24 protein-coding genes are annotated in these 25200 nt (G+C 69.3%); 12 read left to right on the forward strand and 12 right to left on the reverse strand.

The genetic code is table 11. From position 1 onward, the window contains the following. The first annotated feature begins 4 nt into the window (after positions 1 to 4). The gene (locus ACQW02_RS07355; RefSeq protein WP_431284615.1) at positions 5 to 1891 is read left to right on the forward strand and encodes a glycosyltransferase; all 1887 of its coding nucleotides are present in this window, start codon (positions 5 to 7) and stop codon (positions 1889 to 1891) included. Between the two features lie 5 nt (positions 1892 to 1896). Continuing rightward, the gene (locus tag ACQW02_RS07360) at positions 1897 to 2772 is read left to right on the forward strand and encodes a hypothetical protein (protein WP_431284616.1); all 876 of its coding nucleotides are present in this window, start codon (positions 1897 to 1899) and stop codon (positions 2770 to 2772) included. A 126-nt stretch (positions 2773 to 2898) separates the two neighbouring features. On the opposite strand, the gene ACQW02_RS07365 is transcribed toward ACQW02_RS07360, so the two are convergent. From ACQW02_RS07365 to ppa, 5 genes are all read right to left on the reverse strand, one after another. Beyond that, positions 2899 to 4875 carry an elongation factor G gene (locus ACQW02_RS07365; protein WP_431284617.1) on the reverse strand — a complete coding sequence of 659 codons (1977 nt, stop codon included), beginning with the start codon at positions 4873 to 4875 and terminating at the stop codon, positions 2899 to 2901. A 91-nt stretch (positions 4876 to 4966) separates the two neighbouring features. Beyond that, a complete protein-coding gene (locus tag ACQW02_RS07370) occupies positions 4967 to 5851 on the reverse strand; it encodes an alpha/beta hydrolase (RefSeq protein WP_431284618.1) in 885 nt (294 codons plus the stop codon). A 51-nt stretch (positions 5852 to 5902) separates the two neighbouring features. Then, complete coding sequence (locus ACQW02_RS07375; RefSeq protein ID WP_431284619.1) at positions 5903 to 6313, reverse strand: hypothetical protein; 411 nt, start codon at positions 6311 to 6313, stop codon at positions 5903 to 5905. Between the two features lie 91 nt (positions 6314 to 6404). Further along, positions 6405 to 7025, reverse strand: a complete 621-nt coding sequence (locus tag ACQW02_RS07380) for an acetyltransferase (RefSeq protein WP_431284620.1) — start codon at positions 7023 to 7025, stop codon at positions 6405 to 6407. Beyond that, positions 7025 to 7558, reverse strand: a complete 534-nt coding sequence (gene ppa, locus ACQW02_RS07385; protein WP_431284621.1) for an inorganic diphosphatase — start codon at positions 7556 to 7558, stop codon at positions 7025 to 7027. Before ppa ends, ACQW02_RS07380 begins: the two co-directional genes overlap by 1 nt. Positions 7559 to 7771: 213 nt before the next feature. On the opposite strand from ppa, the gene phnD reads away from it, so the two are divergent. From phnD to phnE (ACQW02_RS07405), 4 genes are read left to right on the forward strand one after another with little or no spacing between them, the layout of a single operon-like run. Next, positions 7772 to 8824, forward strand: a complete 1053-nt coding sequence (gene phnD, locus ACQW02_RS07390) for a phosphate/phosphite/phosphonate ABC transporter substrate-binding protein (RefSeq protein ID WP_431284622.1) — start codon at positions 7772 to 7774, stop codon at positions 8822 to 8824. A 2-nt stretch (positions 8825 to 8826) separates the two neighbouring features. Beyond that, on the forward strand, positions 8827 to 9582 hold the full coding sequence (gene phnC / locus ACQW02_RS07395; protein ID WP_431284623.1) for a phosphonate ABC transporter ATP-binding protein: 756 nt from the start codon (positions 8827 to 8829) through the stop codon (positions 9580 to 9582). After that, positions 9579 to 10349 (forward strand): phosphonate ABC transporter, permease protein PhnE, encoded by a 771-nt coding sequence (gene phnE / locus ACQW02_RS07400; protein WP_431284624.1) that lies wholly within the window; start codon positions 9579 to 9581, stop codon positions 10347 to 10349. Before phnC ends, phnE (ACQW02_RS07400) begins: the two co-directional genes overlap by 4 nt. Then, positions 10346 to 11149 carry a phosphonate ABC transporter, permease protein PhnE gene (gene phnE / locus ACQW02_RS07405; RefSeq protein ID WP_431284625.1) on the forward strand — a complete coding sequence of 268 codons (804 nt, stop codon included), beginning with the start codon at positions 10346 to 10348 and terminating at the stop codon, positions 11147 to 11149. The genes phnE (ACQW02_RS07400) and phnE (ACQW02_RS07405) overlap by 4 nt, the downstream gene beginning before the upstream one ends. A 252-nt stretch (positions 11150 to 11401) precedes the next feature. On the opposite strand, the gene ACQW02_RS07410 is transcribed toward phnE (ACQW02_RS07405), so the two are convergent. From ACQW02_RS07410 to ACQW02_RS07425, 4 genes are all read right to left on the reverse strand, one after another. Further along, the gene (locus ACQW02_RS07410; protein ID WP_431284626.1) at positions 11402 to 12418 is read right to left on the reverse strand and encodes a DUF4892 domain-containing protein; all 1017 of its coding nucleotides are present in this window, start codon (positions 12416 to 12418) and stop codon (positions 11402 to 11404) included. Positions 12419 to 12486: 68 nt separating this feature from the next. After that, positions 12487 to 12873 (reverse strand): VOC family protein, encoded by a 387-nt coding sequence (locus tag ACQW02_RS07415; RefSeq protein ID WP_431284627.1) that lies wholly within the window; start codon positions 12871 to 12873, stop codon positions 12487 to 12489. Positions 12874 to 12922: 49 nt separating this feature from the next. Then, positions 12923 to 13642 (reverse strand): tRNA1(Val) (adenine(37)-N6)-methyltransferase, encoded by a 720-nt coding sequence (locus tag ACQW02_RS07420; RefSeq protein WP_431284628.1) that lies wholly within the window; start codon positions 13640 to 13642, stop codon positions 12923 to 12925. Further along, on the reverse strand, positions 13639 to 13848 hold the full coding sequence (locus ACQW02_RS07425) for a DUF2007 domain-containing protein (protein WP_431284629.1): 210 nt from the start codon (positions 13846 to 13848) through the stop codon (positions 13639 to 13641). The genes ACQW02_RS07420 and ACQW02_RS07425 overlap by 4 nt, the downstream gene beginning before the upstream one ends. A 253-nt stretch (positions 13849 to 14101) precedes the next feature. Between ACQW02_RS07425 and ACQW02_RS07430 the strand changes: the two genes are divergently transcribed. The 3 genes from ACQW02_RS07430 to ACQW02_RS07440 all read left to right on the forward strand — a co-directional run bounded on the left by ACQW02_RS07430 (position 14102) and on the right by ACQW02_RS07440 (position 17024). Then, positions 14102 to 15037 carry a polyprenyl synthetase family protein gene (locus ACQW02_RS07430; RefSeq protein WP_431285872.1) on the forward strand — a complete coding sequence of 312 codons (936 nt, stop codon included), beginning with the start codon at positions 14102 to 14104 and terminating at the stop codon, positions 15035 to 15037. Between the two features lie 56 nt (positions 15038 to 15093). Continuing rightward, positions 15094 to 15324 carry a tautomerase family protein gene (locus tag ACQW02_RS07435; RefSeq protein WP_431284630.1) on the forward strand — a complete coding sequence of 77 codons (231 nt, stop codon included), beginning with the start codon at positions 15094 to 15096 and terminating at the stop codon, positions 15322 to 15324. Positions 15325 to 15593: 269 nt separating this feature from the next. Beyond that, positions 15594 to 17024 (forward strand): NAD-dependent succinate-semialdehyde dehydrogenase, encoded by a 1431-nt coding sequence (locus ACQW02_RS07440; protein ID WP_431284631.1) that lies wholly within the window; start codon positions 15594 to 15596, stop codon positions 17022 to 17024. A 58-nt stretch (positions 17025 to 17082) separates the two neighbouring features. Here the strand turns inward: ACQW02_RS07440 and ACQW02_RS07445 are convergent, their stop codons facing one another. After that, the gene (locus tag ACQW02_RS07445; RefSeq protein ID WP_431284632.1) at positions 17083 to 17832 is read right to left on the reverse strand and encodes a sulfite exporter TauE/SafE family protein; all 750 of its coding nucleotides are present in this window, start codon (positions 17830 to 17832) and stop codon (positions 17083 to 17085) included. A 70-nt stretch (positions 17833 to 17902) separates the two neighbouring features. Between ACQW02_RS07445 and ACQW02_RS07450 the strand changes: the two genes are divergently transcribed. After that, positions 17903 to 18790: a LysR substrate-binding domain-containing protein gene (locus ACQW02_RS07450; protein ID WP_431284633.1), complete on the forward strand. Its 888-nt coding sequence runs from the start codon at positions 17903 to 17905 to the stop codon at positions 18788 to 18790. Between the two features lie 250 nt (positions 18791 to 19040). Here the strand turns inward: ACQW02_RS07450 and ACQW02_RS07455 are convergent, their stop codons facing one another. Further along, complete coding sequence (locus tag ACQW02_RS07455) at positions 19041 to 19988, reverse strand: Bug family tripartite tricarboxylate transporter substrate binding protein (protein ID WP_431284634.1); 948 nt, start codon at positions 19986 to 19988, stop codon at positions 19041 to 19043. Then, positions 19988 to 21067: a TauD/TfdA family dioxygenase gene (locus ACQW02_RS07460; protein WP_431284635.1), complete on the reverse strand. Its 1080-nt coding sequence runs from the start codon at positions 21065 to 21067 to the stop codon at positions 19988 to 19990. The genes ACQW02_RS07455 and ACQW02_RS07460 overlap by 1 nt, the downstream gene beginning before the upstream one ends. Positions 21068 to 21147: 80 nt before the next feature. Here ACQW02_RS07460 and ACQW02_RS07465 point away from each other — a divergent pair, with 80 nt between their 5' ends. Further along, positions 21148 to 23436, forward strand: coding sequence for a molybdopterin-dependent oxidoreductase (locus ACQW02_RS07465; RefSeq protein ID WP_431284636.1), 2289 nt, complete (start codon positions 21148 to 21150; stop codon positions 23434 to 23436). A gap of 47 nt (positions 23437 to 23483) precedes the next feature. Further along, positions 23484 to 25001 carry a PhoX family protein gene (locus ACQW02_RS07470; protein ID WP_431284637.1) on the forward strand — a complete coding sequence of 506 codons (1518 nt, stop codon included), beginning with the start codon at positions 23484 to 23486 and terminating at the stop codon, positions 24999 to 25001. The last annotated feature ends 199 nt before the right edge of the window (positions 25002 to 25200 follow it).

Genomic DNA, 25200 nt, shown 5'->3' on the forward strand with positions numbered 1-25200 from the left:
AGGCATGTCGCCGGTGATTGATAATTTCGATCTCTTCATCGATCTGTCCGGCACTGACCTGTTGGACAGGGAGATCGTGGCGCATCTGGCCCTGTTTCGCCGGCGCTCCGGGCTTGTCGCCGATGGCCGCCGCATCACGCTGGCCCGCCCGAATGGCCGGATCGGTCACCATCAGGACGTGTCATGCCCGCAAGGCAGCCCCGGGGAGGTCCTGGCCCAGGCCCTTTCCGCCGCGGGCGCCGCCCGGCGCGGGTTGCTGGTGGTCCAGGGGGCCTGGATTCCCCCCAACGAAGCCGCGGCGCCCCTGGTCGGGTACCAGGATGCGGATCCGATGATCGGCACCCTGCAACCCCGTTTCGCGACCGCCCGCGACGACCGGATCGTCGGCCTGCCGGGCCCGCAGGGGGCCATGCCGGTGATGCTGTCGCGGGCCGTGGCGCCCTACCTGCCCGAGACGGTGCTGACGCCCGAACTGGTGGCGCCCTTGCTGCTGATCTCGCCACGCGGCGTCCTGGCGGCGGAGGCGGTCCCGGCCGGCCCCTTCGACGAGGCGCTGGCGCAGGTGCTGGTCGCGCTGCGTCGCCGCGGCTTCCGCAACCTCGTGTGCAATCGCTGCGTGGTGCCGGTCCCCTTTGACGAGGCGCTGGTCTATCCGCTCCCGGCGATCGCCGTGGGGCCACATGATCATCACTGGCGGCAGGATACCCTGCGGGCCCGCGCCTGGCTTGCCGCGATGCCCGAGGTCGCGCTGGAGGCCGTCCTGGCCGCCAGCATCGCCGCCGATGGCCGGGTGCGGATCCTGCTGGACTGCCGCGGCGCGCAGGATTTCCACAACGGCACGGGCATTGCCATTCTCGGCTATCTCGACGGGCTGGAACAGGTCGGTGCGCCGAAGCTGGACATCACCGTGCTGGCGACCCTTGCCGCCGCGCGCTTCCACAAGCTGGAAGCCCGATACCCGCATTTCCGCATCCAGGTCGACGCACCAAGGGGGTGCTTCCTCGCGGCCATCAGGCTGGACCAGCCGTGGGATGTGAACACCGTCTCCGAACTGCACAGCCACGCGCTGTTTCTCGCGTTCAACATGCTCGATACGATCGCCTGGGATATCATCTACTCCGCCCCGGACCGGCTCGACCGAAGCTGGCGCGTGCTGGCGCAGATGGCGGATGCCTTCCTCTTCATCTCGCACTACACGCGTGACCGTTTCGTGTTCCGCTTCCGCCCCGATGCCGCGATCCCGCTGGTCGTGACCCATCTCAGCCTGAGCGGTGCCGAGGCGACCTGCGACGTCCTGCGCAGCGAACCCGCGCCGGCCCCCTACATCCTGGTCTTCGGCAACACTTACGACCACAAGGGCCTGAAGCATGCCGTGGCCACGCTGGCCGATGCCTTTCCCTATACGAGGATCGTCGTCATCGGCGCCGCGACCTCGCGCTCGCCCCTGGTCACCGCGCTGAACAGCGGCCGCCTCAGCGACGCCGAGATCACGACATTCATGGCCGAGGCATCGGTGGTCGTATTCCCCTCCCACTACGAGGGCTTCGGCCTGCCCGTGGTGCATGGCCTGGCGCATGGCCGAACCGTCGTCGTGCGCGAGTCGGCCCTTTGGCAGGAGATCGCGGACCATGCCGACCTGCCCGGGCGCCTGGTTCCCTTCGCGGATGAGTTCGGCCTGGTCGCGGCCGTGGGGGCCACCCTGCACGGCCGTCCGCCGGCGGGCCTGCCTTTCGGTGCCGCCATCCCCGCCGGTGGCAGCGGGCCATCCTGGCGCGATTGCGCGACGCGCATCACCGATCTGGTCGGCAGCCTGGTCGCGGTGAACGGCAGCGGCCGATGGCTCCAGCGACAGGCGATGCTGCAATGCGCCGCCGCGCCGGAGGAGGAATGAGCGCCATGCGGATCGTCACCATTGTCGCCCGCCACGGCACCGCGACCTACACCAACGCGCTTGATGAGCTTGATCTGTTCTACGCGCGCTTCCTGCCGGGCATTCAGCGCGAAACCATCGTCACCGACAACGCCCTGCCGGAAAGCCATCGCGAACGCCTGGCGGACGCCTGCACCCTGATCGGTGGATCGAGTGCGGCGCGCGAATTTTCCGCCTGGGACAGCGCCATCGAATTTCTCGGCGACCGCATCCTGGAATTCGACTTCGTCCACCTCGTCACGGCGGCATTCCAGCAGCTCTATACCGCCTATATCGAGCGCTTCGACACGCGGATGCTTGCCGCGATGCGGGGCAGGGCGGTCGCGATAGGACATGTCGATCGCTACAATGATCCAGTCCGTTTCTACGGCCGGGTGTCCCAGTCCTGGATACGTTCGTCGTTCCTGTTCATACCGCCGGCGGAATTGCGCCTGTTCGGCTCCTTCGTGTCCGTCGCGGAAGGGTCGTTGTTCTTCAGCGGCGATCCGGCCGACCCATTCCGCGCGGATGCGCCGCTCGATGCCGGATACCGGCAGAACATCCTTGGCTGGCTGACCGGCGAGGGCACGGGGCAGGGCACCATGTGGCATAGCCGCTTCGTGCTGACCGCCGAAACCCTGCCGTTGTTCGAGGCCAAGACCATCGCCGTGCTGAATGAACACGCGCTGTCGATCCGCCTGCGGGGCCAGGGCTGCGCCATGGTCGACGCGACCTGGCTCGCAACCCACGTGGCCGCCGCCGGCACCGAGCGGCTGTCGCAGACACCCATCCCCCATTGGCGCGACCAACTGGCCCTGCGCGACGTCGACGCCGTGCCGCTCGAGGTAGAGGCGGCGGCATAGGGCAATAGGAGCGATCGCCCATCTAGACCGCGATGCGTTCGCATTCGCTCACGCATCGCGGTCTAGCTTGTTGTTTTGTCGCGTGATTCGGCCCTGCGGCGCATTCGCGCCTGCGGCCATCACCCGTCAGCGGCTTCGCACCTCCGCCAGGTGATCGAAGCGATGGACGTAGTTGCCCAGGCCCCGCGTCTGCGATCGCAGCTCGATGATGAAATCGATCAGTTCCGGCGCGGGCACCAGCGCCTGCACCTCATCCCAGCCTTCCCAACCCTCCTTCGCGGCAAAGCCCAGGATCTGCCCTCGCCGGGCCGTCAGCAGGCGTTGCACGGTGGAGGTGAAATCCGCCGGCGCCGTGACCACCACCGCCTCGACCGGTTCCAGCAGGATCGCGCCGGCCTTCGCCATCCCCTCCTGCATCGCCATGCGGGTCGCCGTCGCGAAGGCCATGTCGCTGCTGTCCACGGTGTGGAAGCCGCCATCCAGCAGGGTGACGGCGATATCCACCACCGGCTGGCCCAGCGGCCCCTTGCGCGTCGCCTCCTCCGCCGCCTGGCCGATGGCCGGGATGAAGCGCTTCGGCACGGCACCGCCCACGACCTTCTCGTCGAAATGAAAGCCGGCCCCGCGGGGGCGGGGGGCGATCTGCAACTTCACATCGGCGAATTGGCCATGTCCGCCGGTCTGCCGCTTCAGCCGCGCCTGTTGGACGACGCCATGGCGGATCGTCTCCCGAAAGGCGATCGGCGGGGGCGCCGCGCGCAGCTTGACCCCGGTCGCGGCGATCAGCCGGTCCAGCGCGGTGCGCAGATGGATCTCGCCCTGGCCGCCGAGAATGGTCGTGCCGCTCTCCGCATCCTGCACCAGGGTCAGCGCCGGATCCTCCTCGGTCAACCGCTGCAACCCGGTCGACAGGCGCACCTCGTCGTTGCGCTCCTCCGGCACGATGCTCAGCGCATAGACCGTCGGCGGCGGCGCCGGAAAAGGGAGGAGCGGTCCCCCCAAGGTCGCCCCGGTGCGAACGCCCTCCAACCTGCCCAGGGCCACGAGGTCGCCGGCCTCCGCCTGGCGCAGTTTTTCGGTCTCGCCCCCGGGGAAGCGATAGATGCCACCGACCCGTTGCCCGCCCAGCGTCGCGCCATCCTCCAGCGTGCCGCGCCACAGCCGCACGAAGGACAGCCGCCCGGCATGACCCGCCTGCAGCGTCCGGAACACCTGGGCCAGCGGTGCGCCCGCCGAATCCACACCCCGGCGCGCGGCGGTGTCCGCCGCGACTGGCGTGTCATGGCGCAGCGCCTTCCACAGGCGCTGGATGCCATTACCGTGTTCCGCCGAGCCGAGCAGCACGCTGGCCACGGCACCGCTTCCCTCGCCATCATGCAGCGGCCGGTAGATCTCGGCGGGCTCGGGGGTCAGGTCCTCCAGCACTTTCTCCAGCAGCGCGTCGTCATGGTCGGCCAGCGCCTCCAGAAGCTCGCCACGCGCCTCGCTTTTCCGCGCCTGCATGAAGTCGGGGATGTCGATGCGCTCGGATGGCGCGCCATGGCGGTAGCGATAGGCGCGCTCGCTCACCAGGTCGACGTAGCCGGTCACCCTGTCGCCCTCGCGGATCGGCACCTGCCGCAGCACCAGTTTGCGCCGGGTCTGCGCCTGCAGCGCCGCGAGGCAGTCCCGCACGGTCCCGACCAGCGCGTCGATCTTGTTGATGAAGACGAGCGCCGGCGTCCCCGTCTCCTCGATGCGGCGGAACAGCGGGGCCAGGTTCGCACCGCGCGCCGCGCTCGCCTCGCAGACCACCACGGCCAGGTCGACGGCGGCGAGGGCGCAATCGACATCGTAGGAAAACTCGACGGACCCCGGGCAATCGAGGATCGCCCAGTGCGTATCCGCCATCTGGCAATGGGCGATCCGCAATTCCGTGCTGGTTCCGCGTAGGTCGTTGCGGCGCGTGGGGGCGGTGGCCGCACCGGCCAGCAGCGCCTCGAACAAGGTCGATTTTCCGCTTCCCTGCGGCCCCACCAGCGCCACGGAGCGGGGGGCCACGGACTGGGGGGCCACGGACCGGGGAGATCGACGGCTGGGCACATCGCTGGGCTGGTCGCGCATCGGATTATCCTCCCGATTTGCTTTTGATCTTGCCGACCCGCGTGGCGTTTTGGAACTTTTTACGGTGGACCCCGCCCCCGGCGGGCGATTTTCACCCCAGGCCCGCCCGCACAAAGGCCCCGACCTCGGCCAGCGCCCGCCGTCCCGCCGCGACATCCTGGTAGAACAGGGTCCAGGCGTGGATCATGTCCGGCCAGGCCTGCAAGCTGACCCGCACATCCGCCGCCGCCGCCACCCCGGCCAGCCGGATCGCGTCATCCATCAGGGTTTCGGCCGTGCCGGTCTGGATCAGCAGCGGCGGCAAGCCGCGCAGGTCGGCATGCAGGGGCGACACCAGCGGCGCCCAGGGGTCGGTGCCATCCAGGTAGGCCCGCGCCAGATCCTGCAGATAGGCACGCGAGATCAGTGGATCGATGGCCGCCTTGCTGTCCATGCTGGCCCCCAGCATCTGCAGATCCACCCAGGGCGACGACAGCCAGGCGCAGCCGGGCAGGGGGGCGCCGCCGTCCCGCAGCGACACCATCGTCGCCACCGCCAGCCCACCCCCGGCACTTTCCCCGCAGAGCGCGATGTTTCGCGCGGCAAACCCCTGCGACAGCAGGAAGCGGTAGCCGTCCAGCGCATCCTCCAAGGCCGCGGGGAAGGGGTGCTCCGGCGCCAGCCTGTATCCCAAGGCCAGGGTCCGCGCCCCCGCTTGGCGCCCCGCCTCGGCCACCATGTGCCGGTGGCTGGCGATCGAGCCCGAGACATAGCCGCCGCCATGCAGGAACATCAGCACGCGCGACGGATCGGCACCGGGCGCCGTGGTCCATTCGGCCGCGACGCCATTGGCGACCACCGGCTGCACCCGGATATCCGCCGCGGTCGGGTATCGCGCGCCAAACCCATCCAGCCGGGCGCGGCGTTCGGCCATGTCGGCCGCGCGCGGACTGGCCGCGAGCAGGGCGCGGATCGCGTCGATCTCGGTATCGGGCATGGCGGGTGGGTCCGCGTGATCGGGATTGCGCAGGTCAGTCGAAGGTCGACTCTACCCCAATCCCGGAAAATCGGATTGGACGATCTTGCGGACAATGGCCTGCTGTTTTGGCTTCGGGCCGCCGAGCATCAGGCTGACATATTGCTCATTGCATTTGGCCAAAAAAAACGCCTGGTAGTTGGGATAGCCGTCCACTTTCGGGAAATCCGAATTGGGGCTAACTTTGTGTTTGATGACGAAGAAGTCACTAAAGTCTAAATCCAGACCGGTTACCGTTACATTCATCCATATGTTGGCAGATAATTTGGTATTGACATCACCTTGGGCATAAATGGAGACATGCACTTTCTTGTCTTTTTGAAAAGTCGCATGAACATCGTATCCGGCGTTCTGAAAATCGACGAATTTTAGATAACCGTGGAATGCGGGCTTGGTGGATGGCTCCCAAAATGGCCCAGGCATTGAAGTTCCCCTAAATTATATTATTATTTATCGAAATTTATCGATGCGATATCGTCCTGTCCATCGAATTCGGGCCCGCGCCCCTGGCCCATCAGCGCAACTCCCGCGCCGGCGCCCCGCCCACGCGCGCCCCATCGGCGACATCGCGCACCACGGCCGACCCCGCGCCCACCACCGCATCCCGCCCGATGGTGATCCCCGGCCGCACCGCGCTGCCGACGCCGACCAACGTCCGCGCCCCCACGGTCACATCGCCCGACAGGGCGCAGCCGGGGGCGATATGCGCCGCCTCGTGGATCCTGTTGTCATGGTCGACGATGGCGCCCGAATTGATGATGCACAGCCGCCCGACCTGGCTGCCGGTGCCGACCACCGCCCGCACCAGCACCATCGCGCCGTCGCCCAGGCTGGCGGATGGCGACACCCAGGCCGCCGGATGCACCGCGACCGGCAGGGCGAAGCCGGCGCCCGCCAGCACATCGCCCTGCCGCTGGCGGGTGGCATTGTCGCCGATGGCGACGAAGCCCGCCGCGATGCCCTCGGCCCGCAGCCTGGGCAGGATCTCGACGTCACCCAGCCAGGCGACGCCCATCTCCCGACCCGGCGGCGCCGGGCCAACCAGCCCGACCGGCTCCCAAAGCCCCTGCGCCCGCAATGCCTCGACCAGCACCGCCGCATGCGCGCCTGTGCCGAGGACGAGGCAGGGGGCCATCAGCCCTTGGTCTTGGCGCGTTCGACCGCTTCCTGGATCAGCCTGCGCGCTTCCTCCGGCCCGCCCCAGCCCAGCACCTTCACCCACTTGCCGGGCTCCAGGTCCTTGTAGTGCTCGAAGAAGTGCTGGATCTGCTCGATCGTGATCTGCGGCAGGTCGGTATAGGACTTCACATGCAGGTAGCGCTTGGTCAGCTTGTCCGAAGGGACGGCGATGATCTTCTCGTCGCCGCCGCCGTCATCCTCCATCTTCAGCACGCCGACCGGGCGCACGTTGATCACCGCACCCGGCACGATCGGGCGGGTATTGGCGACCAGCACGTCGATCGGGTCGCCATCATCCGACAGCGTATGCGGCACGAAGCCGTAATTGCCCGGGTAGCGCATCGGCGTATGCAGGAAGCGATCGACGAACAGGGTGCCTGCTTCCTTGTTCATTTCATACTTGATCGGCTCGCCGCCGATCTGGACCTCGATCACCACATTGATGTCATCGGGCGGGTTCTTGCCGATCGGAATGGCGTCGAGATTCATGCGTAGGTTCCAACTCAGGTGGCCAGGATGCGGCCCGTTATCGCGGCACGCGGGCACCATCTTGCAACATTTCGCGCCCGCCGCCCAGGCGGGGGCACAGGTGGGCGCGGCGCCTGGACCCCGCGGCTATGTCATGGAAATGTAATGGCAGGCATCGCGCCCGCCGCGCCACCAAGAAGAAACGCCAACAGCCTTCAAGGGAAACACCAAGCCATGATCCGCCCACTCCTGGCCGCCACGGCCCTGGCGCTACTGCCCAGCCTGGCACCCGTGCCCGCCACCGCCCAACCGGCCGCCGCCTGCAGCCATCGCGGCGCGCTGGACGATGCCTTCTGCGACGAGAACCGCGACCTGGTGGCCGATACGCCGACCGACCCCGCGCGGCTGCGCAACCCGTCCACCCTGGTCTTCGCCTATACCCCGGTCGAGGATCCCGCCCTCTACGCCAGCCAGTTCCGCCCCCTGCTGGACTACCTGACGACCTGCACCGGCAAGCGCACCGTCTATTTCCAGGTGACCAGCAACGCCGCCCAGGTCGAGGCGATGCGGTCCGGCCGGCTGCATATCGCGGGCTTCTCCACCGGGCCGACGGCTTTTGCCGTCAACCTGGCGGGGGCGGTGCCCTTCGCCATCAAGGGCAATGAACAGGCCTTCGAGGCCTATCGCGTCGTCGTCGTCACCCGCGCCAATTCCGATATCCGGACGCTGACCGACCTGCGCGGCCGGCGGGTGGCGCATACCTCCGCGACGTCCAATTCCGGCAACCTCGCCCCCCGGGCGCTGTTCCCTGCGCTGGGCGTGACGCCGGACACGGATTACCGGGTGCTGTATTCCGGCGGGCACGACCGCAGCGTCATGGGGGTGAATGCCGGCGACTTCGACGCCGCCCCGGTTGCGTCGGACGTCTATCACCGCATGGTCGGCCGCGGGCAGGTGCAGGGGGCCAACATGCGCGAGGTCTGGCAGAGCGACCCGTTCCCGACCTCCTCTTTCGCCCTGGCGCATGATCTGCAGCCGGAACTGGCAGCACGCATCCGGCAGTGTTTCTACGATTTCCGCTTCCCGGCCGCGATGTCGCGGGACCTGGGCGGCAACGACCGCTTCTGGCCCGCGACCTATCTGCGCGAATGGGCGCCGGTGCGGGTCGTCGCCGATGCCGCCGGCGCGCCCTACACCCGCGCTGCCTTCGACATCGAAAGCCGCCGCGAATTGGAAGCCGAGGCACGGCGCCTCGCCACGCCACCCGCCACGCCGCGTCCGCAATAAGCGTGGAGCCCATCCTGCGCATCCAGGGGCTGGAAAAATCCTATACCCCTGGCAAGCCGGTGCTTTCCGGCATCACCCTCGACATCGCCGCGGTCGGGATGACCGCGGTGATCGGACCCTCCGGCACCGGCAAATCGACCCTGCTGCGCTGCATCAACCGCCTGGTGGAACCCAGCGGGGGATCGATCCTGATGGATGGGCAGGATCTGGCGCGGCTGCGCGGGCAGGGGCTGCGCAATGCCCGCCGCCGCATCGGCATGGTTTTCCAGGAATACAACCTGGTCGAACGCCTGTCGGTGATGGAGAACGTGTTGACCGGGCGCCTGGGCTACGTGCCCCTCTGGCGCGCCTGGCTGCGCCGCTACCCGGCCCCGGACATCGCCCGCGCCTTCGACCTGCTGGACGCCGTCGGCCTGCCCGACCAGGCGACGCGGCGCGCCGACGCGCTGTCGGGCGGCCAGCGCCAGCGCGTCGGCATCGCCCGCGCGCTGATGCAATCGCCGGCGCTTCTGCTGGCCGATGAACCGACCTCCTCGCTCGACCCAAAGACCGCCGTCGAGGTGATGGAACTCATGGCCCGCCTGACCGGGGATGCCGGCGTCCCGGTCATCGTCAACATCCACAACGTGGAACTCGCCAAGCGTTTCGCCGTGCGCATCATCGGCATGAGCGGCGGTGCCGTCGTCTTCGACGGCCCGCCCGAGGCGCTGGAACCGCACCACCTGCACCAGATCTACGGCGGGCAGGACTGGCTGTGAGGGCGGACCCCTTCCCACCCAACTGGCCGTTGCGGATCGGCGTCGGCATCGCCGTGCTCTATGTCGCCTATGCCTCCACGCAACTCGGCCTGGACGCCGACCGCCTGCTGCGCGGTTTTGGCGAAGGCGGGCGCTTCATCGCCCGCATGTTCCCACCCAATTTCGCCCGCTGGGAGTTGCTGGTCGAAGGCATGCTGGAAAGCCTGCAGATCGCGGTGCTCTCCTCCGTGCTCGGCATCCTGGTCTCCCTGCCGCTGGGGCTGATGGCCGCCCGCAACCTGTCGCCGATCTGGCTGTCGGCGCCGACGCGCGGGGTGATCGCGGTCTGCCGGTCGCTGCATTACGTGATCGTCGCGATCCTTTTCGTGAAGGCGCTCGGCTTCGGCGCCCTGGCCGGGGTCGCCGCCCTGACCGTCGCCTCGATGGGCTTCATCGCCAAATTATTCGCCGAAGCCATCGAGGAAATCAGCATGAAGCAGGTCGAGGCCGTGCGCGCCACGGGCGCCTCGGCAGGCGGCGTGCTGCTCTACGGCGTGCTGCCGCAGGTCGCCTCGCGCTTCATCGGCTTCTGCATCTACCAGCTCGATTCCAACCTGCGGAACTCCACCCTGGTCGGCATCGTCGGCGCCGGCGGCATCGGCGGCACCTTGTTCGCCGCCTTCAAGCGCTTCGACTATGATTTCGTCTGCGCCATCCTGCTGTCGATCATCGCGCTGATATTCCTGGCCGAGGTCATCTCCGGCCGTATCCGGGCGGCGCTGCGATGAGTGCCACGACAATGCCCCGCGCCTGGGTGCGCCACAGCCTCGGTCAGCGTCTGCTGCGCTACATGCTCTGGCTGTGCATGGTCGCGGCCACGGTCTGGGCGATCCGGTCGATCGAGATCATTCCCGAATTCCTGGCCGATGCGCCGGAACAAATGGCCGACCTGCTGGTCCGCATGTGGCCGCCGGACCTCGCGCACTACTACCCCTCCGTCCATGCGGCGATGATCGAGACCTTGCATATCGCCACCCTCGGCACCCTGCTCGGCATCGCCATGGCGGTGCCGGTCGCTCTGCTCGCCGCGCGCAACATCTGCCACAGCACCGCCGCGAACCTGGTGGCGCAACTGATCCTGGTGTCCTCGCGCTCGGTGAACGCGCTCGTCTGGGCCTTGCTCTTCGTCGCCATCTTCGGCCCCGGCCCCGCGGCGGGCACCCTGGCCATCGCCTTCCGCTCCATCGGCTTCGTCGGCAAGCTACTGGCCGAGGCGATCGAGGAAACCGCCCATGGCCCGGTCGAAGCCCTGGAGGCCGTCGGCGCCCCCTGGGGATCCCGCATGCTGAAAGGCGTCTGGCCCCAGGTTCAGCCCGCCTTCTGGGGGATCGCGCTGTTCCGCTGGGACATCAACGTGCGCGAATCCGCCGTGCTGGGCCTGGTCGGGGCAGGGGGCATCGGCGTCGTCCTGGATGACGCCATCAACTTCTTCCAATGGCCCCGCGTCGCCACCATCCTGCTGTCGATCCTGGTCGTCGTGATCCTGGCGGAACTGGCCGTGACACGGATCCGGGCGCGGTTGCTGTAGTGAAGTAATTGGGGGTGTTGCGCCTTGAGAGGGGCTTTGCCCCTCTCAAACTCTCCCCACCAAGGGGCAGTGGCCCCTTGGAACCCACGATACTTGGCAAGAAATAGGGAGGGGCGTCATCGGCGTGCCATTGGCGCTGGGAACGCCATGCCCCTCCCTATTTCTTGCCAATATTCCGCCGGTCCAGGGGCGGCGGCCCCTGGTGGGGGAGTTTGAGGGGGCGAAGCCACCTCAAGGACCACCCCCCAATCCTCACCGCCGCACGATCTCCACGCGACGGTTCTCAGCCCGCCCCGCGTCGCTCGCATTGCTCGCGACCGGTGCCGCCATGCCCGCGCCAAAGGCCGTCAGCCGCGCGGGCGCGATGGCGAAATCGCGGGCCAGCGTGGCCACCACCGCCTGTGCCCGGCGCCGCGACAGGTCGACGTTGTAGTCGAAGGCGCCTTGCGCGTCGGTATGGCCCGTCACCACGACCGACAGTGTCGGATTGGCCCGGAGGTAGGTCGCGACCTCTTGCAGGGTCGGGCGCGATTCGGCGGTGATCTCGGCCGAATCGAAGCCGAATTGAATGCCATAGAGCGCGATGCGTCCGCTGCGTTCGATCGCCTGCTGCATGGCCGAGGCATCGACGAAGGCGATCTGCCCCGTCTGCATCGGCCGCGCCTCCACCACATCGACCAGCACCGACAATTGCGGATCATTGCCGGCGCGTGGGCTGGCCAGGATCGAGACGAAGACATCCCCCTCCCGCGGCCGGACCAGCCGCGCCATGACATAGGCGAGGTCGCCCCAGTTGTTGCCGAGGGCCGCCTGGATCGGCACTGCCTCGCTGACCGCGAACCACAGGTCGGAGGGATTGCCGCAGGCCTCGCGTGCGCAGGCGAAGACGATCTCGAACCCTTGGGCGGTCAGGCGTTCCTGGAAATTGCGCACGACCTCCAGCGCCGACCGCCCGGCCGAGGCGGGCAGGACATAGGTCATGCGGACCGCGCGGCCGGCGACGGCCAGGCTGTTGCCCTCATGCCGGCGGCTGCCGTGCTGGCGCGTATCGGCGCTGGTGACGCGGCCCGTGACCATGCGGAACTCGTCATAGTCGCGCACCCGGGACAGCCGGATGGTGCTGCCCTGGTAGCGCCCGACCAGCGGATGGTCGCGCGACCCGGCAAGATCGGTCGGCGCCGGCGCGGGGCGGGGTTGCGCCTCGGCCGTGCCGAGCGTCAGCAGCAACGCCCCGGCCAGCGCCAGGAAACCTTTGGTCAGGGATGTCATGCTTGGATCCGCGCGGGTGGTGGTGCGCGGCAGGATGCCGGCGACGCGCCGCCGCCGGCAAGCCGGTCTCAGCTGCTACGTTCGATCAATTCCACGCGCACGCCCTCCGGGCTGTCGAAGAAGGCGATCCGCACGCCGGGCCGCGCCTGGGTCACGCCCTTCACCAGCACCGCGCCATGCCCGTCCATGACGCTGGCCATCACTGCGTCGATATCGGCGACCGCCAGGCCGATGTGCTCGATCCCGCGGAACGGCGGCGGCGGCGGGGTCGGCGTGCTGGCCGGCACGGTTTCCAGGAACAGCGACAGCCCGCCAAGGTCGAGCACCACGCGGATGCGATCCTCCATCGGCGCGCGGCTGACGATCTTTGCGTCCAGCGCATCGACATAGAATTTCGCGGCGGTGTCGGGGTCGGCGCTGCGGATGTGCAGGTGGTCGAGGGTAAAGCGGGACATGCGGCGTTTCCTTATGGGGATGGGCGCCAGTGTTCCGCCACGCGGCCTGTCAGGCAAGCGGGGCGGCGTCGCGCAGCATCGCCTCGGCGGCCGGGGTCCAGCCCGCGTCACCGTGCAGCACCAGCCCGGGCAGCACCGCATCCGGCCCGCGCCCACCGCGCCGGGTCGCCAGGATCACGCGCTTGGCCGTCACCCCGGCCCGCGGCCACAAGGGGCGCATCGCAACCCCACCCCCACCCGCGTCACGCAGCGCGCCCGCGGCCTCGGCCCAGCGCGCGGCCGGCAGCACCAGGCTGGCCGTCCCGCCATGCCGCAGCGGCGCGAGCACCGCCACCGCCCAGGCCGCCAGCGGCACGGCATCCGCATGGGTCGCCCCAGCCCGGATCGCCTTGGGCGGCGGCGTGCCGGCGGGCCAATAGGGCGGGTTGGCGGCGGCGTGGTGCAGTCGCCCCAGCCCCGCGATCACCCCCGCATCGGCGATATCGCCGCACACCACCCACACCCGGTCGGCCCAGCCATTCCGCGCGGCATTCTCCACCGCCAGCGCCGCCAGCTCCGGGTCACGCTCGACCGCCACCACCGACACCCCGGGCACCCGCGCCAGCAGGCACAAAAACACCGCCCCCGCGCCGCAGCCCGCGTCCAGCACGACCTGGCCCGCCCGGGCGGGGATGCTGGCGGCCAGCGCCACCGCATCCAGCCCCGCCTTGAGCCCCCCCGGCGCCTGGATGATGCGGACCCGCCCGCCCAGCAGGGCCTCCTCGGTCAAGCGGCCTCGCCCGCCTCGCGCAGGATTCGCAACGCGGCGTCGTGGTCGTCATCGACCACCGCCAACCGGCGCGGAAAGGCGCCGATGCCGCCCTCCACCGCGCTGATATGCTGGTCCAGCACCACCGCCGCGATCCCCGCATCCCGCAGCAGTGCCTCGAGGAAAGAGAGGCGGACGATATCCGAACTCGTTGCCAGTATTCGCATGAACCGCCGCCATCCTCCATCGCTTCAAGGCCTTGCCCAGCCTCGGCCTTGCTGCACCGAAGCTTGCTGGCCTGCGGCACCGGACCTATGTTCCCGATCGCGCACCGGACCTAATGTTGCGCCACGGGTGCCGGGGGCTCAATCTTCGTTGGATACTTTGCCGCATACATCTTCCGCCACACTCCCCCCCAGCCCCAAGGGTGCCGGGGGTGAGGATGCGCTGACCCGCCTGTCCAACCTGGTCGCCGCCGACATGTCGGCGACGAACCGGCTGATCGTGGCCCGCATGGACAGCCCCGTCGCCCTGATCCCGCAACTGGCGGCACATCTGGTCGCGGCCGGGGGCAAGCGGCTGCGCCCGCTGCTGACTCTCGCGACCACGCGGCTCTGCGGCTACACCGGGCAGCGGCAGATCGCGCTGGCCGCCTGTGTCGAATTCATCCACACCGCGACCCTGCTGCATGATGACGTGGTGGATGAATCCGCCCTGCGCCGCGGCCGCCCCTCCGCCAATGCGCTCTTCGGCAACCAGCCCTCCGTCCTCGTCGGCGATTTCCTGTTTGCCCGCGCCTTCCAGATCCTGGTCGAGGACGGCAATTTGGACGTGTTGCGCATCCTCTCCGCCGCCGCCGCCACCCTGGCCGAGGGCGAGGTGCTGCAACTCGTCACCCAAAACGACCTTGCCACCACCGAGGCGCAGTACCTGGCCGTGGTCGAGGGCAAGACCGCCGCCCTCTTCTCCGCCGCCGCCGAGATCGGCGCGGTGGTGGCCGAACGCTCCGCCACCGACCAGGCGGGGTTGCGCGAATACGGCCGTTCGCTCGGCGTCGCCTTCCAACTGGTCGATGACGCGCTGGACTACGCCGCCGAACAGGATGTGCTGGGCAAGACCGTCGGCGACGATTTTCGGGAAGGCAAGATCACCCTGCCGGTGCTGATCGCGCTCGCTGCCGCCGACCCGACCGAACGCGCCTTCTGGGAACGCACCCTGGAACGCCAGGAACAGACCGATGCGGATTTCGCCGAGGCCCAGCGCATCCTGGCCCGGCACGACGCGGTCACCTTGACCATCGAACGCGCGCGCGACTACGGCCGCGTCGCGGTCCGCGCCCTGGCGCCCTTCCCGGACGGGCCGATCCGCCAGGCGCTGGCCGATACGGTGGCCTTTGCGGTGGAGCGGGCGCGGTAGCAGGCCGGCGAAGGCCACGACGCGCGTTTGCGTCCACCCATTAAGGAACCAGGCCAATGCCTCATGTCATCGTCAAGCTCTACCCAGGAAAAACCGACCTGGAGAAAGCGAAGATCGCCGAGCAGGTCACCAAGGCGATCATGGATTCCGCCGGCAGCAGCGAAGCATCGGTGTCCGTCGGCATCGAAGACGTCGCGCCCGCCGATTGGGCCGAGACGGTCTATCGGCCGGAGATCGTCGGCAAGGCCGACACACTGTTCAAGAAGCCAGGGTACAACCCGCTTTAGAGCGTGATGGCCGTAGGCGCGCATGCGCCGAAGGGCTAAATCACGCGACAAAACAACAAGCTAGACCGTGGTGCGTGAGCGAATGCGAACGCATCGCGGTCTAGTCGGCGACCAGCATCGTCGTGGCTTGACCGGGCATCCGCCGCCGCCCGCGGCGACGCTCCCTCCCGGCGCTGTGCGCCATCAGCGCGATACTGGCTGCCGTGCCGACCGCCATCATGCGTCAACAGGATGCCTCGACCACGCATCCGCTCGCCAAAGGATATCACATGATCAAGGTGCAACTGTTCATCAACGGCGTGTGGCGCGACAGCAGCGATGGCCGCACGCTGCCCATCCTGAACCCGGCGACCGAGGAGCAGATCGGCACCCTCGCCCATGCCTCGAAGGCCGACCTGGATGAGGCGCTGGACGCCGCCGACCAGGGCTTCAAGACCTGGCGCGCGACCTCGGCCTTCGATCGCTACAAGCTGATCCGCAAGGCGGCCCACATCCTGCGCTCGCGCTGCGACGAGATCGCCCGCGTGATGACGCAGGAACAGGGCAAGCCCCTGGCCGAAGCCAACATCGAGACACTGGGCGCCGCCGACACGGCCGATTGGATGGCCGAGGAAGGCCGCCGAACCTATGGCCGCATCGTGCCCGCCCGCGGCGAAGGCATCTACCAGCTGGTGATCCGCGAGCCGGTCGGCCCCGTCGCGGCCTTCACCCCCTGGAACTTCCCGATCAACCAGATCATCCGCAAGCTCTGCGCGGCGCTGGCGACCGGCTGCTCCATCATCATCAAGGCGCCGGAGGATACGCCCGCCTCGCCGGCGGAACTGATCCGCTGCTTCGCCGATGCCGGCATCCCCAAGGGCGTGATCGGGCTGGTCTACGGCGTGCCGTCGGAGATTTCGGAATACCTCATCCCGCATCCGGTGATCCGCAAGATCACCTTCACCGGCTCGACCGCGGTCGGCAAGATGCTGGCGGGCCTCGCCGGCCAGCACATGAAGCGCGCGACGATGGAACTCGGTGGCCATGCGCCGGTCTTCGTCTTCGATGATGCGGACATCAATGTCGCCAGCCGCACCATGTCGGCGTTCAAGGCCCGCAATGCCGGGCAGGTCTGCGTCTCCCCCACGCGCTTTCTCGTGCACGAAAAGGTCTTCGACAATTTTGTCGAGAAGTACACGGCCGGCATCAAGGCGATCAAAGTCGGCAACGGGCTGGATGCCGGTGTCACCATGGGGCCGCTGGTCAGCGAGCGCCGGGTGCAGGCGATCGATGCCATGGTCGGCGATGCGCGCCAGAAGGGCGGCGAAATCCTGACCGGTGGCAATCGCATGGGCAACAAGGGCTATTTCTTCGAGCCGACCGTCGTCACCAATGTCAGCCGCGACATGCAGATGATGAACGAGGAACCCTTCGGCCCCGTCTCGCTGATGATCCCCTTCGGCGATTTCGACGAGGCGATCGAGGAGGCCAACCGGCTGCCCTTCGGCCTGGCCGCCTATGCCTGGACCAGCTCCGCCAAGACGGCCCAGGCGCTGGGTGCGAAGGTCGAGACGGGGATGATGACCATCAATCATCTGGGCCTCGCCCTGCCCGAGGTCCCCTTCGGCGGCGTCAAGGACAGCGGCTACGGCTCCGAAGGCGGGACCGAGGCGCTGGAGGCCTATCTGAATACCAAGTTCGTGAGCCAATCCAGCGTCTGAACGCGCGCCATGCCGGTCGAGCTTCGATCGGCATGAGAGCCTGGATCTGCGGGGGCGCCTACCACAGCCCCCGCAGCACCAGATGCGCGCCCAAGGCCAATAGCCCGGCAAAGAAGCACCGCCGAAACACCTCCGGCCGCACCGCGCGCCGTACCCGCTGCCCGATCCACAGCCCGGCCAGCGCCGGCCCCAACGCCAGCAGCGACCCCGCGGCCACCCCGCCGCCCAGTGACCCGGTCAGCATCAGCGCCACGCCCAACGCCACTGTCGCGGTGGTGAAACTCAAGCCCAGCGCCTGCACCAGCGCCTCCCGCCCCAGCCCAAGCCCCTGCAGATAGGGCACCGCCGGGATCACGAAGACCCCCGTCGCGGCCGAAACCACCCCCGTCGCCCCCCCGGCCAGCGGCCCGCCCCAGGCCTCGATCCCGCCCGGCACGCGCGGCAGCGCCCAGGGCGACAGGCCGATGGCCGCATAGCCCAGCAGCGCCAGGCCCAGCGCCAGCACCGCGCCGCTGCCGCCGCTGCCCAGCAGCATCGCCCCCGCCGCCGTGCCGCCCACGATCCCCGCCTGCATCGGCCACAACCGCCGCAACAGCGGCACCAGCGCCCCGCCCCCCACCATCTGCCAAAGGTTCGTCACCAGCGAAGGCACGACAATAAACGACGCCGCCACCGCCGGCGGCATCACCAGGCTCAGCAACCCCACCCCCACCGTCGGCAGGCCCAGCCCCGTGACCCCCTTCACGAAGCCAGCCAGCAGGAAAACGCCAAACAGGAAGGGCAGGTGATCAGGCATGGCGCGCAGCATGGCCGGCCCGCCCCCACCCACGCAATGCGGGATGGACGAAGCCAGCCTCCGTCTGGCACGAAGGCTGCCGATGCATTTCGACCTCACCGACCTGCGCCTCTTCGCGGCGATCCTGGACGCCGGCAGCCTGACCGCCGGCGCTGCCGCGGCGGGCCTCGCCCTCGCCTCGGCCAGCACCCGCGTCAAGGGCATGGAAGCCAGCCTGGGCGCGCCCCTGCTGGAACGCGGCCGGCGCGGCGTGCGCCCGACCCCGGCGGGGCTGGCCCTCGCGCATCACGCCCGCCTGGTCCTGGCCCAGATGGAACATTTGCGCGGTGACCTGCGCGACCATGCCCGCGGCGGCCCGCGCGGCCATATCCGCCTGCTGTCCAACACCGCCGCCATCGAGGAACACCTGCCCGAAGCCCTGGCCCCCTGGCTCGCCCAAAACCCCGGCATCGACGTTTCCCTGGAAGAACGCCCCAGCCACGACGTCGCCCCCGCCATCGCCCAGGGCCAGGCCGACATCGGCATCCTGGCCGACCTCGCCGGCGCCGAGGGGCTGGAAACCTGGCCCTTCCGCACCGACCGCCTGGTGCTGGTCCTACCCCGCGCCCACCCCCTGGCACGACACCGCCGGATCGCCTTTGCCGCCATCCTCGACCAGCCTGTCGTCGGCCTGGCCGAAGGCTCCGCCCTGGCCGACCACCTCGCCGCCCATGCCGCACGTCTTGGCCAGCCGCTCCGCCCACGCATCCGCCTGCGCAGCCTCGACGCCATCTGCCACATGGTCGAAGCCGGCGTCGGCCTCGCCGTGCTACCCGAACGCGCGGCCCAACGCTGCCGCCGCCGCATGGCCATCGCCACCGTGCCCCTGGCCGACACCTGGGCCACCCGACACCTGGTCATCGCCGCCCGACGCCTGGACGCGCTGCCGCCACATGCACGGCGGCTGCTGGAGCATCTGGCGGGGAGGTGAGTAATGGGGGAGTTGCGCTTTGAAAGGGGCTTCGCCCCTCTCAAACTCTCCCCACCAAGGGGCCGTGGCCCCTTGGAACCCACGCTGTTGGTAAAATAGAGAGAGGGGCGTCAATGGAACGCCTTTGATCGAAGGCGGGCCATGCCCCTCTCTCTATTTTACCAATACTCCGTCGGTCCAGGGGCGGCGGCCCCTGGTGCGGGGAGGTGTGGAGGGGGCGCATAGCCCCCTCCACGGCGCCACTTCCCCGTTACTTGCCCGCCCCCGCCAGCACCCCGCGCCAGCGGGCGGTTTCGGCCACGATATGCGCCGTCAGCGCCGCCGGGTCCGATGCCGCGACGGTCATCGCCATCGCCGTCAGTCGTGCGGTCACGTCCGGGTCGCGCAGCGCGGCGACGGTTTCCGCCGCCAGCTTGGCTTGTGCCTCGGCGCCGATCCCGGCCGGGGCCAGCACCGCATACCAGCCGCTGGCCGATACGCTGGGCAGGGTGGCGGAGATCAGCGGCACATCGGGGAACATCCCGGCTGGGGCCGGGGCCGTGGTCGCGATGGCACGCAGGGTGCCTGCCTGGATGTGCGGCAGGACCAGCAGCGGGTTTTCGATGCAGAAGGGGAATTCGCGATTGATCACCGACAGCACCACCTGCGGGCTGCCGGGATAGTGGACCGGAGAGGCGGGGAAGCCCGCCGCCTGGCGAAACGCCTCGCCGGCCAGCAGGCCGGGGCTGCCGACGCCCGGGGTGGGCCAGAGGATTTCGCGCCCTTCCGCCTTCAACAGCGCGATCAGCCCCGGCACGTCGCGCGCGGGGCTGGCCGCCGGCACCACCAGCACCAGCGGCGTGCCGCCGATCAGGCTGATCGGGGTCAGGTCGGTCAGCGGGTCATAGGGCAGGTTCGCCTCGGTCGTCGGACTGACCGCGAGCGGCCCGGAGGATCCGATCAGCAGCACATGCGCATCGCCCCGCGCGCGGGCGACCAGCGCCGTGCCGACATTGCCCCCCGCCCCGGGGCGGTTTTCCACCACCACCGGCTGACCGATGCTGCGCGCCATCCGGTCGGCCAGCAGACGCGCCAGCACATCGACGATGCCGCCCGGCGCGAAGGGCGCGATGACCCGGATCGGCCGGTTGGGAAACGCCCCCTGCGCCCGCGCGACAAAGGGCAGCGCTGTCGCCGCCAGCAGACTGCGGCGCAGCACTACTGTGCCTCCAGCACGAACTTCAGCGTGGTTTCCTTCGTCACGATGCCGCCGCGATTGCCGATCTCCAGCGACCCGTAGCGCTGGGCAAACAGCGGCGGCAGCGGCCGCGCCTGCTTCGGGCAAAGCCACAGCCGCAGCAGGTGCCGCCGCTTGTCCAGCTCCGCAAAATCCTCGAAATCGCCGCGGCTGTGCAGCATGTTGTGGTTGTGCACGAACTGCATGTCGCCCGGCAGAAACTCCATGCCGAGGTTGATCGCCGGATCATTCGCCATCTCGTCCAGCAGGTCGATCGCCTCGTGTTCCAGCGCCGTCAGCCTTGGGCAATCCGGGAAATTCGCCTGGGCGCTGCGGATGTATTGCCCAGCGTAGATCGTCGTCAGTTGTCCTTCGTGCCAGGAGAAGACCGGCACATCGAACCAGGGCTTCATCCCCGGCGGCACCTCGCCACGCCGGTCGGTCGGCATCGGCGTGAACAGCGCCGCGCGCAGATCCGGCCGGCGGCGCAGCATCTCGTCATGCAGCGTGACGCTGGAGGCGATGCGGCTCTCGCCCCCCCATTTCGCCGTCTTGAGGCACAGCAGCCCCACCACGTCGCAACTATCGGTATGGAATTCCAGCTTCCGATTGGTCTGGTAATACCGCACCGTCGGATTGCGGATATCGAGCCCAAGATCCTTCACATGCCCCAGCAGATGCCCCTTGGCATTCTGGCTGCGAAAACCGCCCAGATGTGCGCCGACGCCCAGATAGGCCGCCGCCGCCTGCGCGATCGAATACCGCGACACATCGAAGCCGCGCAGCAGCGCAAACCCGCGCCCATGCAGCAATTCATGCAGCATCGCATCCAGCTTCGGCTTCAGCAGCGGCAGCGGAAAACTCTCGGCCGTGATCGACCCCAGATCGCGGCCCGAGGATTCAAACGCATGGATCGCCGCATCCAGCTCATCCAACTCCGCGCCCGTGTAGGTCATCGCCCAGGACCGGTCCCGGTCCATATCCGGCCCGAACCAGGCGGCCGGGCCACCGATCGGACCAGCGGGCATGGGAAAGGGCGCGTTCATGGGGGCTTCGGGCATCGTGTCCTCCAAATTTCTTGCTTGCCCCGACCCTAGCACCCGGTTGCCGCCCGTCCACCCGGGGGCGCATGCTCAGCGCCATGCAACACATCACCCCCAGCGCCTCCCATTGGGGCGCCTTCGACGCCGTGGTCGACAATGGCCGCCTTATCGAAGCCCGCCCCTTCGCCCGCGACCCGCACCCCGGCCATCTGCTGGAATCGATGCCGGATGTGGTCCACCACAAGACCCGCATCGACCGCCCCTATGCCCGCGCCGGCTGGCTGCGTGGCGAAAGGCGCGGCGCGCAGCGCGGCGGCGATACCTGGGTGCCGCTGGAATGGGACCACGCGATACGCCTGGTCGCCGAGGACACCGCCCGGGTCCGCGCCGAATTCGGCGACGACACGATTCTGGGCGGCTCCTACGGCTGGTCCTCGGCCGGGCGCTTCCATCATGCGCGCAGCCAGTTGCACCGCTATCTCGGCCTCGGCGGCGGCTATACGGCGCAGGTGACGAATTACTCCTATGGCGCCGGCATGACCCTGATGCCGCATATCCTGGGCACCAACGACGTGATCCAGGGGCCGGTCACCGATTGGACCAGCCTCATCGTCCATACGCGGATGATGCTGTGCCTGGGGGGGCTGCCGCTGAAGAACGGCCTCGTCACCGCCGGCGGCGCCGGGGCGCATGAATACGTGCCGCTGATGCAGCGCGCGGCGGCGGCGGGCATCCGTTTCGTCAATGTCTCGCCCTTCCGCGGCGATGCGCCGGATTTCCTGCAGGCCGAATGGGTGCCGATCCGCCCCGGCTCGGATGCGGCCTTCCTGCTCGCCATGGCGCAGGTGATCGTCGCGGCGGGCCTGGAGGATCGCGGCTTCCTGGTCACCCATGCGATCGGCTGGCCGCAACTGCGCGCCTATATCCTGGGCGAAACCGACGGCACGCCAAAAACCCCCGAATGGGCGGCGCCCCTGACCGATATCCCCGCCGCCACCATCCGCCGCCTGGCGCTGGAGGCCGCCGGCGCGCCGACGATGCTGACCGCCACCTGGTCCATCCAGCGCGCCGAACATGGCGAACAGCCCTGGTGGATGCTGGTGGCGCTGGCCGCCATGCTCGGCGGCATCGGCAAGCCGGGGCAGGGGGTCGCCTTCGGCTACGGCAGCCTGAACGGCATGGGCACGCCGCGCATGGAGCTGCCCTCCGTCTCGCTGCCGGCCACGCGCAACCCGGTGGCGACGGCCATCCCCGTCTCCCGCGTCACCGACCTGCTGGAACGCCCCGGCGAGATCATGCAGTACAACGGCCGCGACATCCTGCTGCCCGACATCCGGCAGATCTGGTGGGCCGGCGGCAATCCCTTCCACCACCACCAGGACCTCGCCCGCCTGTCGCGCGCCTTTTCCCGCGCGGAAACCATCATCGTGCAGGAACCCTGGTGGACCGCGATCGCGCGCCAGGCCGACATCGTGCTGCCCGCGACCACGACCCTGGAGAGGCGCGACATCGCCTCCTCCTCCCGCGATCGCTTTGTCCGCGCCATGCACAAGGCGCTGCCCGCGCAGGGCCAGGCGCGCGACGACCACGCCATCCTGGCCGACCTGGCCGATGCCGGCGGCTTCCGGGACCGTTTCACCGAACAGCGCGATGAAGACGCCTGGCTGCGCCACCTCTACGCCCGCTGGGCCAAGGGCGCCCGCATGGCCGGCTTCGATGCGCCCGATTTCGACCAGTTCTGGGCCGAGGGATTCATCGAAATCCCATCCCCCGACACCCCCTATGTCCAATTCGCCGATTTCGCGGCGGACCCTGTGGCCCATCCGCTCAACACCCCCTCCGGCAAGGTCGAGCTCTTCTCCGCCACCATCGCCGGCTTCGGCTACGACGAAGTGCCCGGGCACCCTGTCTGGATGGAACCCGGCGAATGGCTGGGCGCCGCCGAAGCCGATGAATTGCACATGCTGTCCTACCAGCCCGCCACCCGGCTGCACGGCCAGTTGGATCCCGGCCGCATCGCCGCCGCCGACAAGATTCTTGGCCGTGAGCCCGTCCTGATGCACCCCGACGATGCCGCCGCGCGCGGCCTGATGGCGGGGCAGGTGGTGCGCGTCTTCAACGCGCGCGGCAGCACCGCCGCGGGCTTGCGCCTGTCGGATGGCATCCGCCGTGGCGTCGTGGCGATGGCAACCGGCGCCTGGTGGGACCCGATGGACCCGGCCGATCCGGCCAGCCCCTGCGTGCATGGCAATGCCAATGTGCTGACCCGCGACATCGGCACGTCACGCCTGGGGCAGGGCTGCGCCGCGCAATCCTGCCTGGTGCGGGTGGCATCCTGGGAAGGGGCGCTGCCACCGGTCGCGGTGCATACCCCGCCGGTTTCGTAACACGCTGTCGCTGGACCCGGGCCGCCCGCTTTGGCAGGGTCCGGCGCATGATCGATCGCCGCACCCTCCTCGCCGCCGCATTGGCTTCCCCGGCACTTCCCGTCCTGGCCCAGACCAACGGGGTCCTCCCCAATGGCTGGGGCCTGAAGCAGGACGACACCCTGGCCCCGGGCGTGACGCGGGAGGTCCTGGTCCGCTGGGGCGACCGCGTCACCTATGACGCGCCGCCCTTCGACCCCAATGCGCCGACGCCCGAATCCGCCGGTTCGCAATTCGGCTGGGACGGGCGGATCTGCGGCGTCATCCCATCGCCCCCCGCCGCCGATGGCATCCCGCGCGCGGTGCTGGCCGTCGCCCACCCGACCGTCGATCCCGCCCTGGCCTGGCCCGGCGGGGCCGCCCGCCCGGCCGTGGCCGCCCAGATGCAGGGCGCGACCCTGCTGAACCTGCAACGGCAGGGCGCCCGCTGGATCATCGTGGACGGCGGCTTCCAGTCCCGCCGCCTGACCGCCGATACGCTGTGCCGCATCACCGGCCCCGCCGTGCCCCGCACCGGCGGTTCGATCCAGGGCCTGGTCGGCATCACCGGCGGCTGCGCCACGCCCTGGGGCAGCCTGCTGCTGACCGAAGGCGACCCGACCGATTGGCTGACCCGCCTGCGTGGCCTCGATGGCCGCTTCGCGGAGGCCAACCGCTTCGGCTGGGTCGCGGAACTGGACCCGCAGGACCCCGCCTCGGTACCAGTCAAGCGCACCGCCCTTGGCCGCTTCAACCACGGCGACGCCGCCGCCGCGCTGTCGGCCGATGGCCGGGCCGTGGTCTTCATGACCGACCGCCGCGCCGGCGGCGGCCTGTTCCGCTTCGTCTCGGCCGGCCCCGCCGGGCCGGATGCCTTGGATGAAGGCACGCTCTCCGTCGCCACGGCCAGCGGCGGCGGCATCGCCTGGGCCGACCTGCCCAGCGGCGCCGATGCGGTGCTGAACGCCGCCCAATCCGCCGTCGCCACCAATGCCGCCGCCTTCGACGCCCCCTCCGGTCTCGCCATCCGCGGCACCCGCCTGGTCGTCGCCTGCCGCGGCAGCGGCGGCAGCGCCGGCGAGGTGATCGAAGTCACCTCCGGCGGCGACTGGGCCGGGCGCGACATGGCCCGCCGCCGCCTGGTCGCCGGCGCCTGGCCCGCGCCCACCCCGCCCCCCGCCCGCAACGCCCCCCCGCCGCCACCGCCCGGCCCGCCGCTGCTGGCCGCCCCGGATGTCGTCGGTTTTGGGCCGCGCGGCTCGCTTTGGGTCGGCACCGACCGGCGCGGCACTGGCGAGCAACCGGACGCGCTCTTCGGCATCGGCCCCGATGGCGCAGCCCGTGCGGTCTATGCCGTGCCGCGCGGCGCCTCGGTTGGCGGCGTCGCCGTCTCGGCCGAAGGCGCGACCCTGCTGACCATCGCCCGTACCCCCGGCAATGAACCCGGCGCCACCTGGGCTAACCCCACCACCCGCTGGCCCGCCCTGGACCCGAACCTGCCACCACGCACGACCCTGGTGGGGCTGGCACGCCAGGGCGGCTGGTGACGGGGGTGGGAGAAGTATTGGGCGGTTGCGCCGTGGAGAGGGCTTTGCCCCCTCCACACCTCCCCCACCAGGGGCCGCCGCCCCTGGACCGGCGCGATGTATTGGCAGAATAAAGAGAGGGGCATGGAGCACCCGTGACCAAGGGGACGCCAATGACGCCCCTCTCTTTATTCCGCCAAACGCCGTGGGTTCCAAGGGG

It is taken from the genome of Humitalea sp. 24SJ18S-53, assembly GCF_050632385.1.
Classification (GTDB): Bacteria; Pseudomonadota; Alphaproteobacteria; order Acetobacterales; family Acetobacteraceae; genus Humitalea.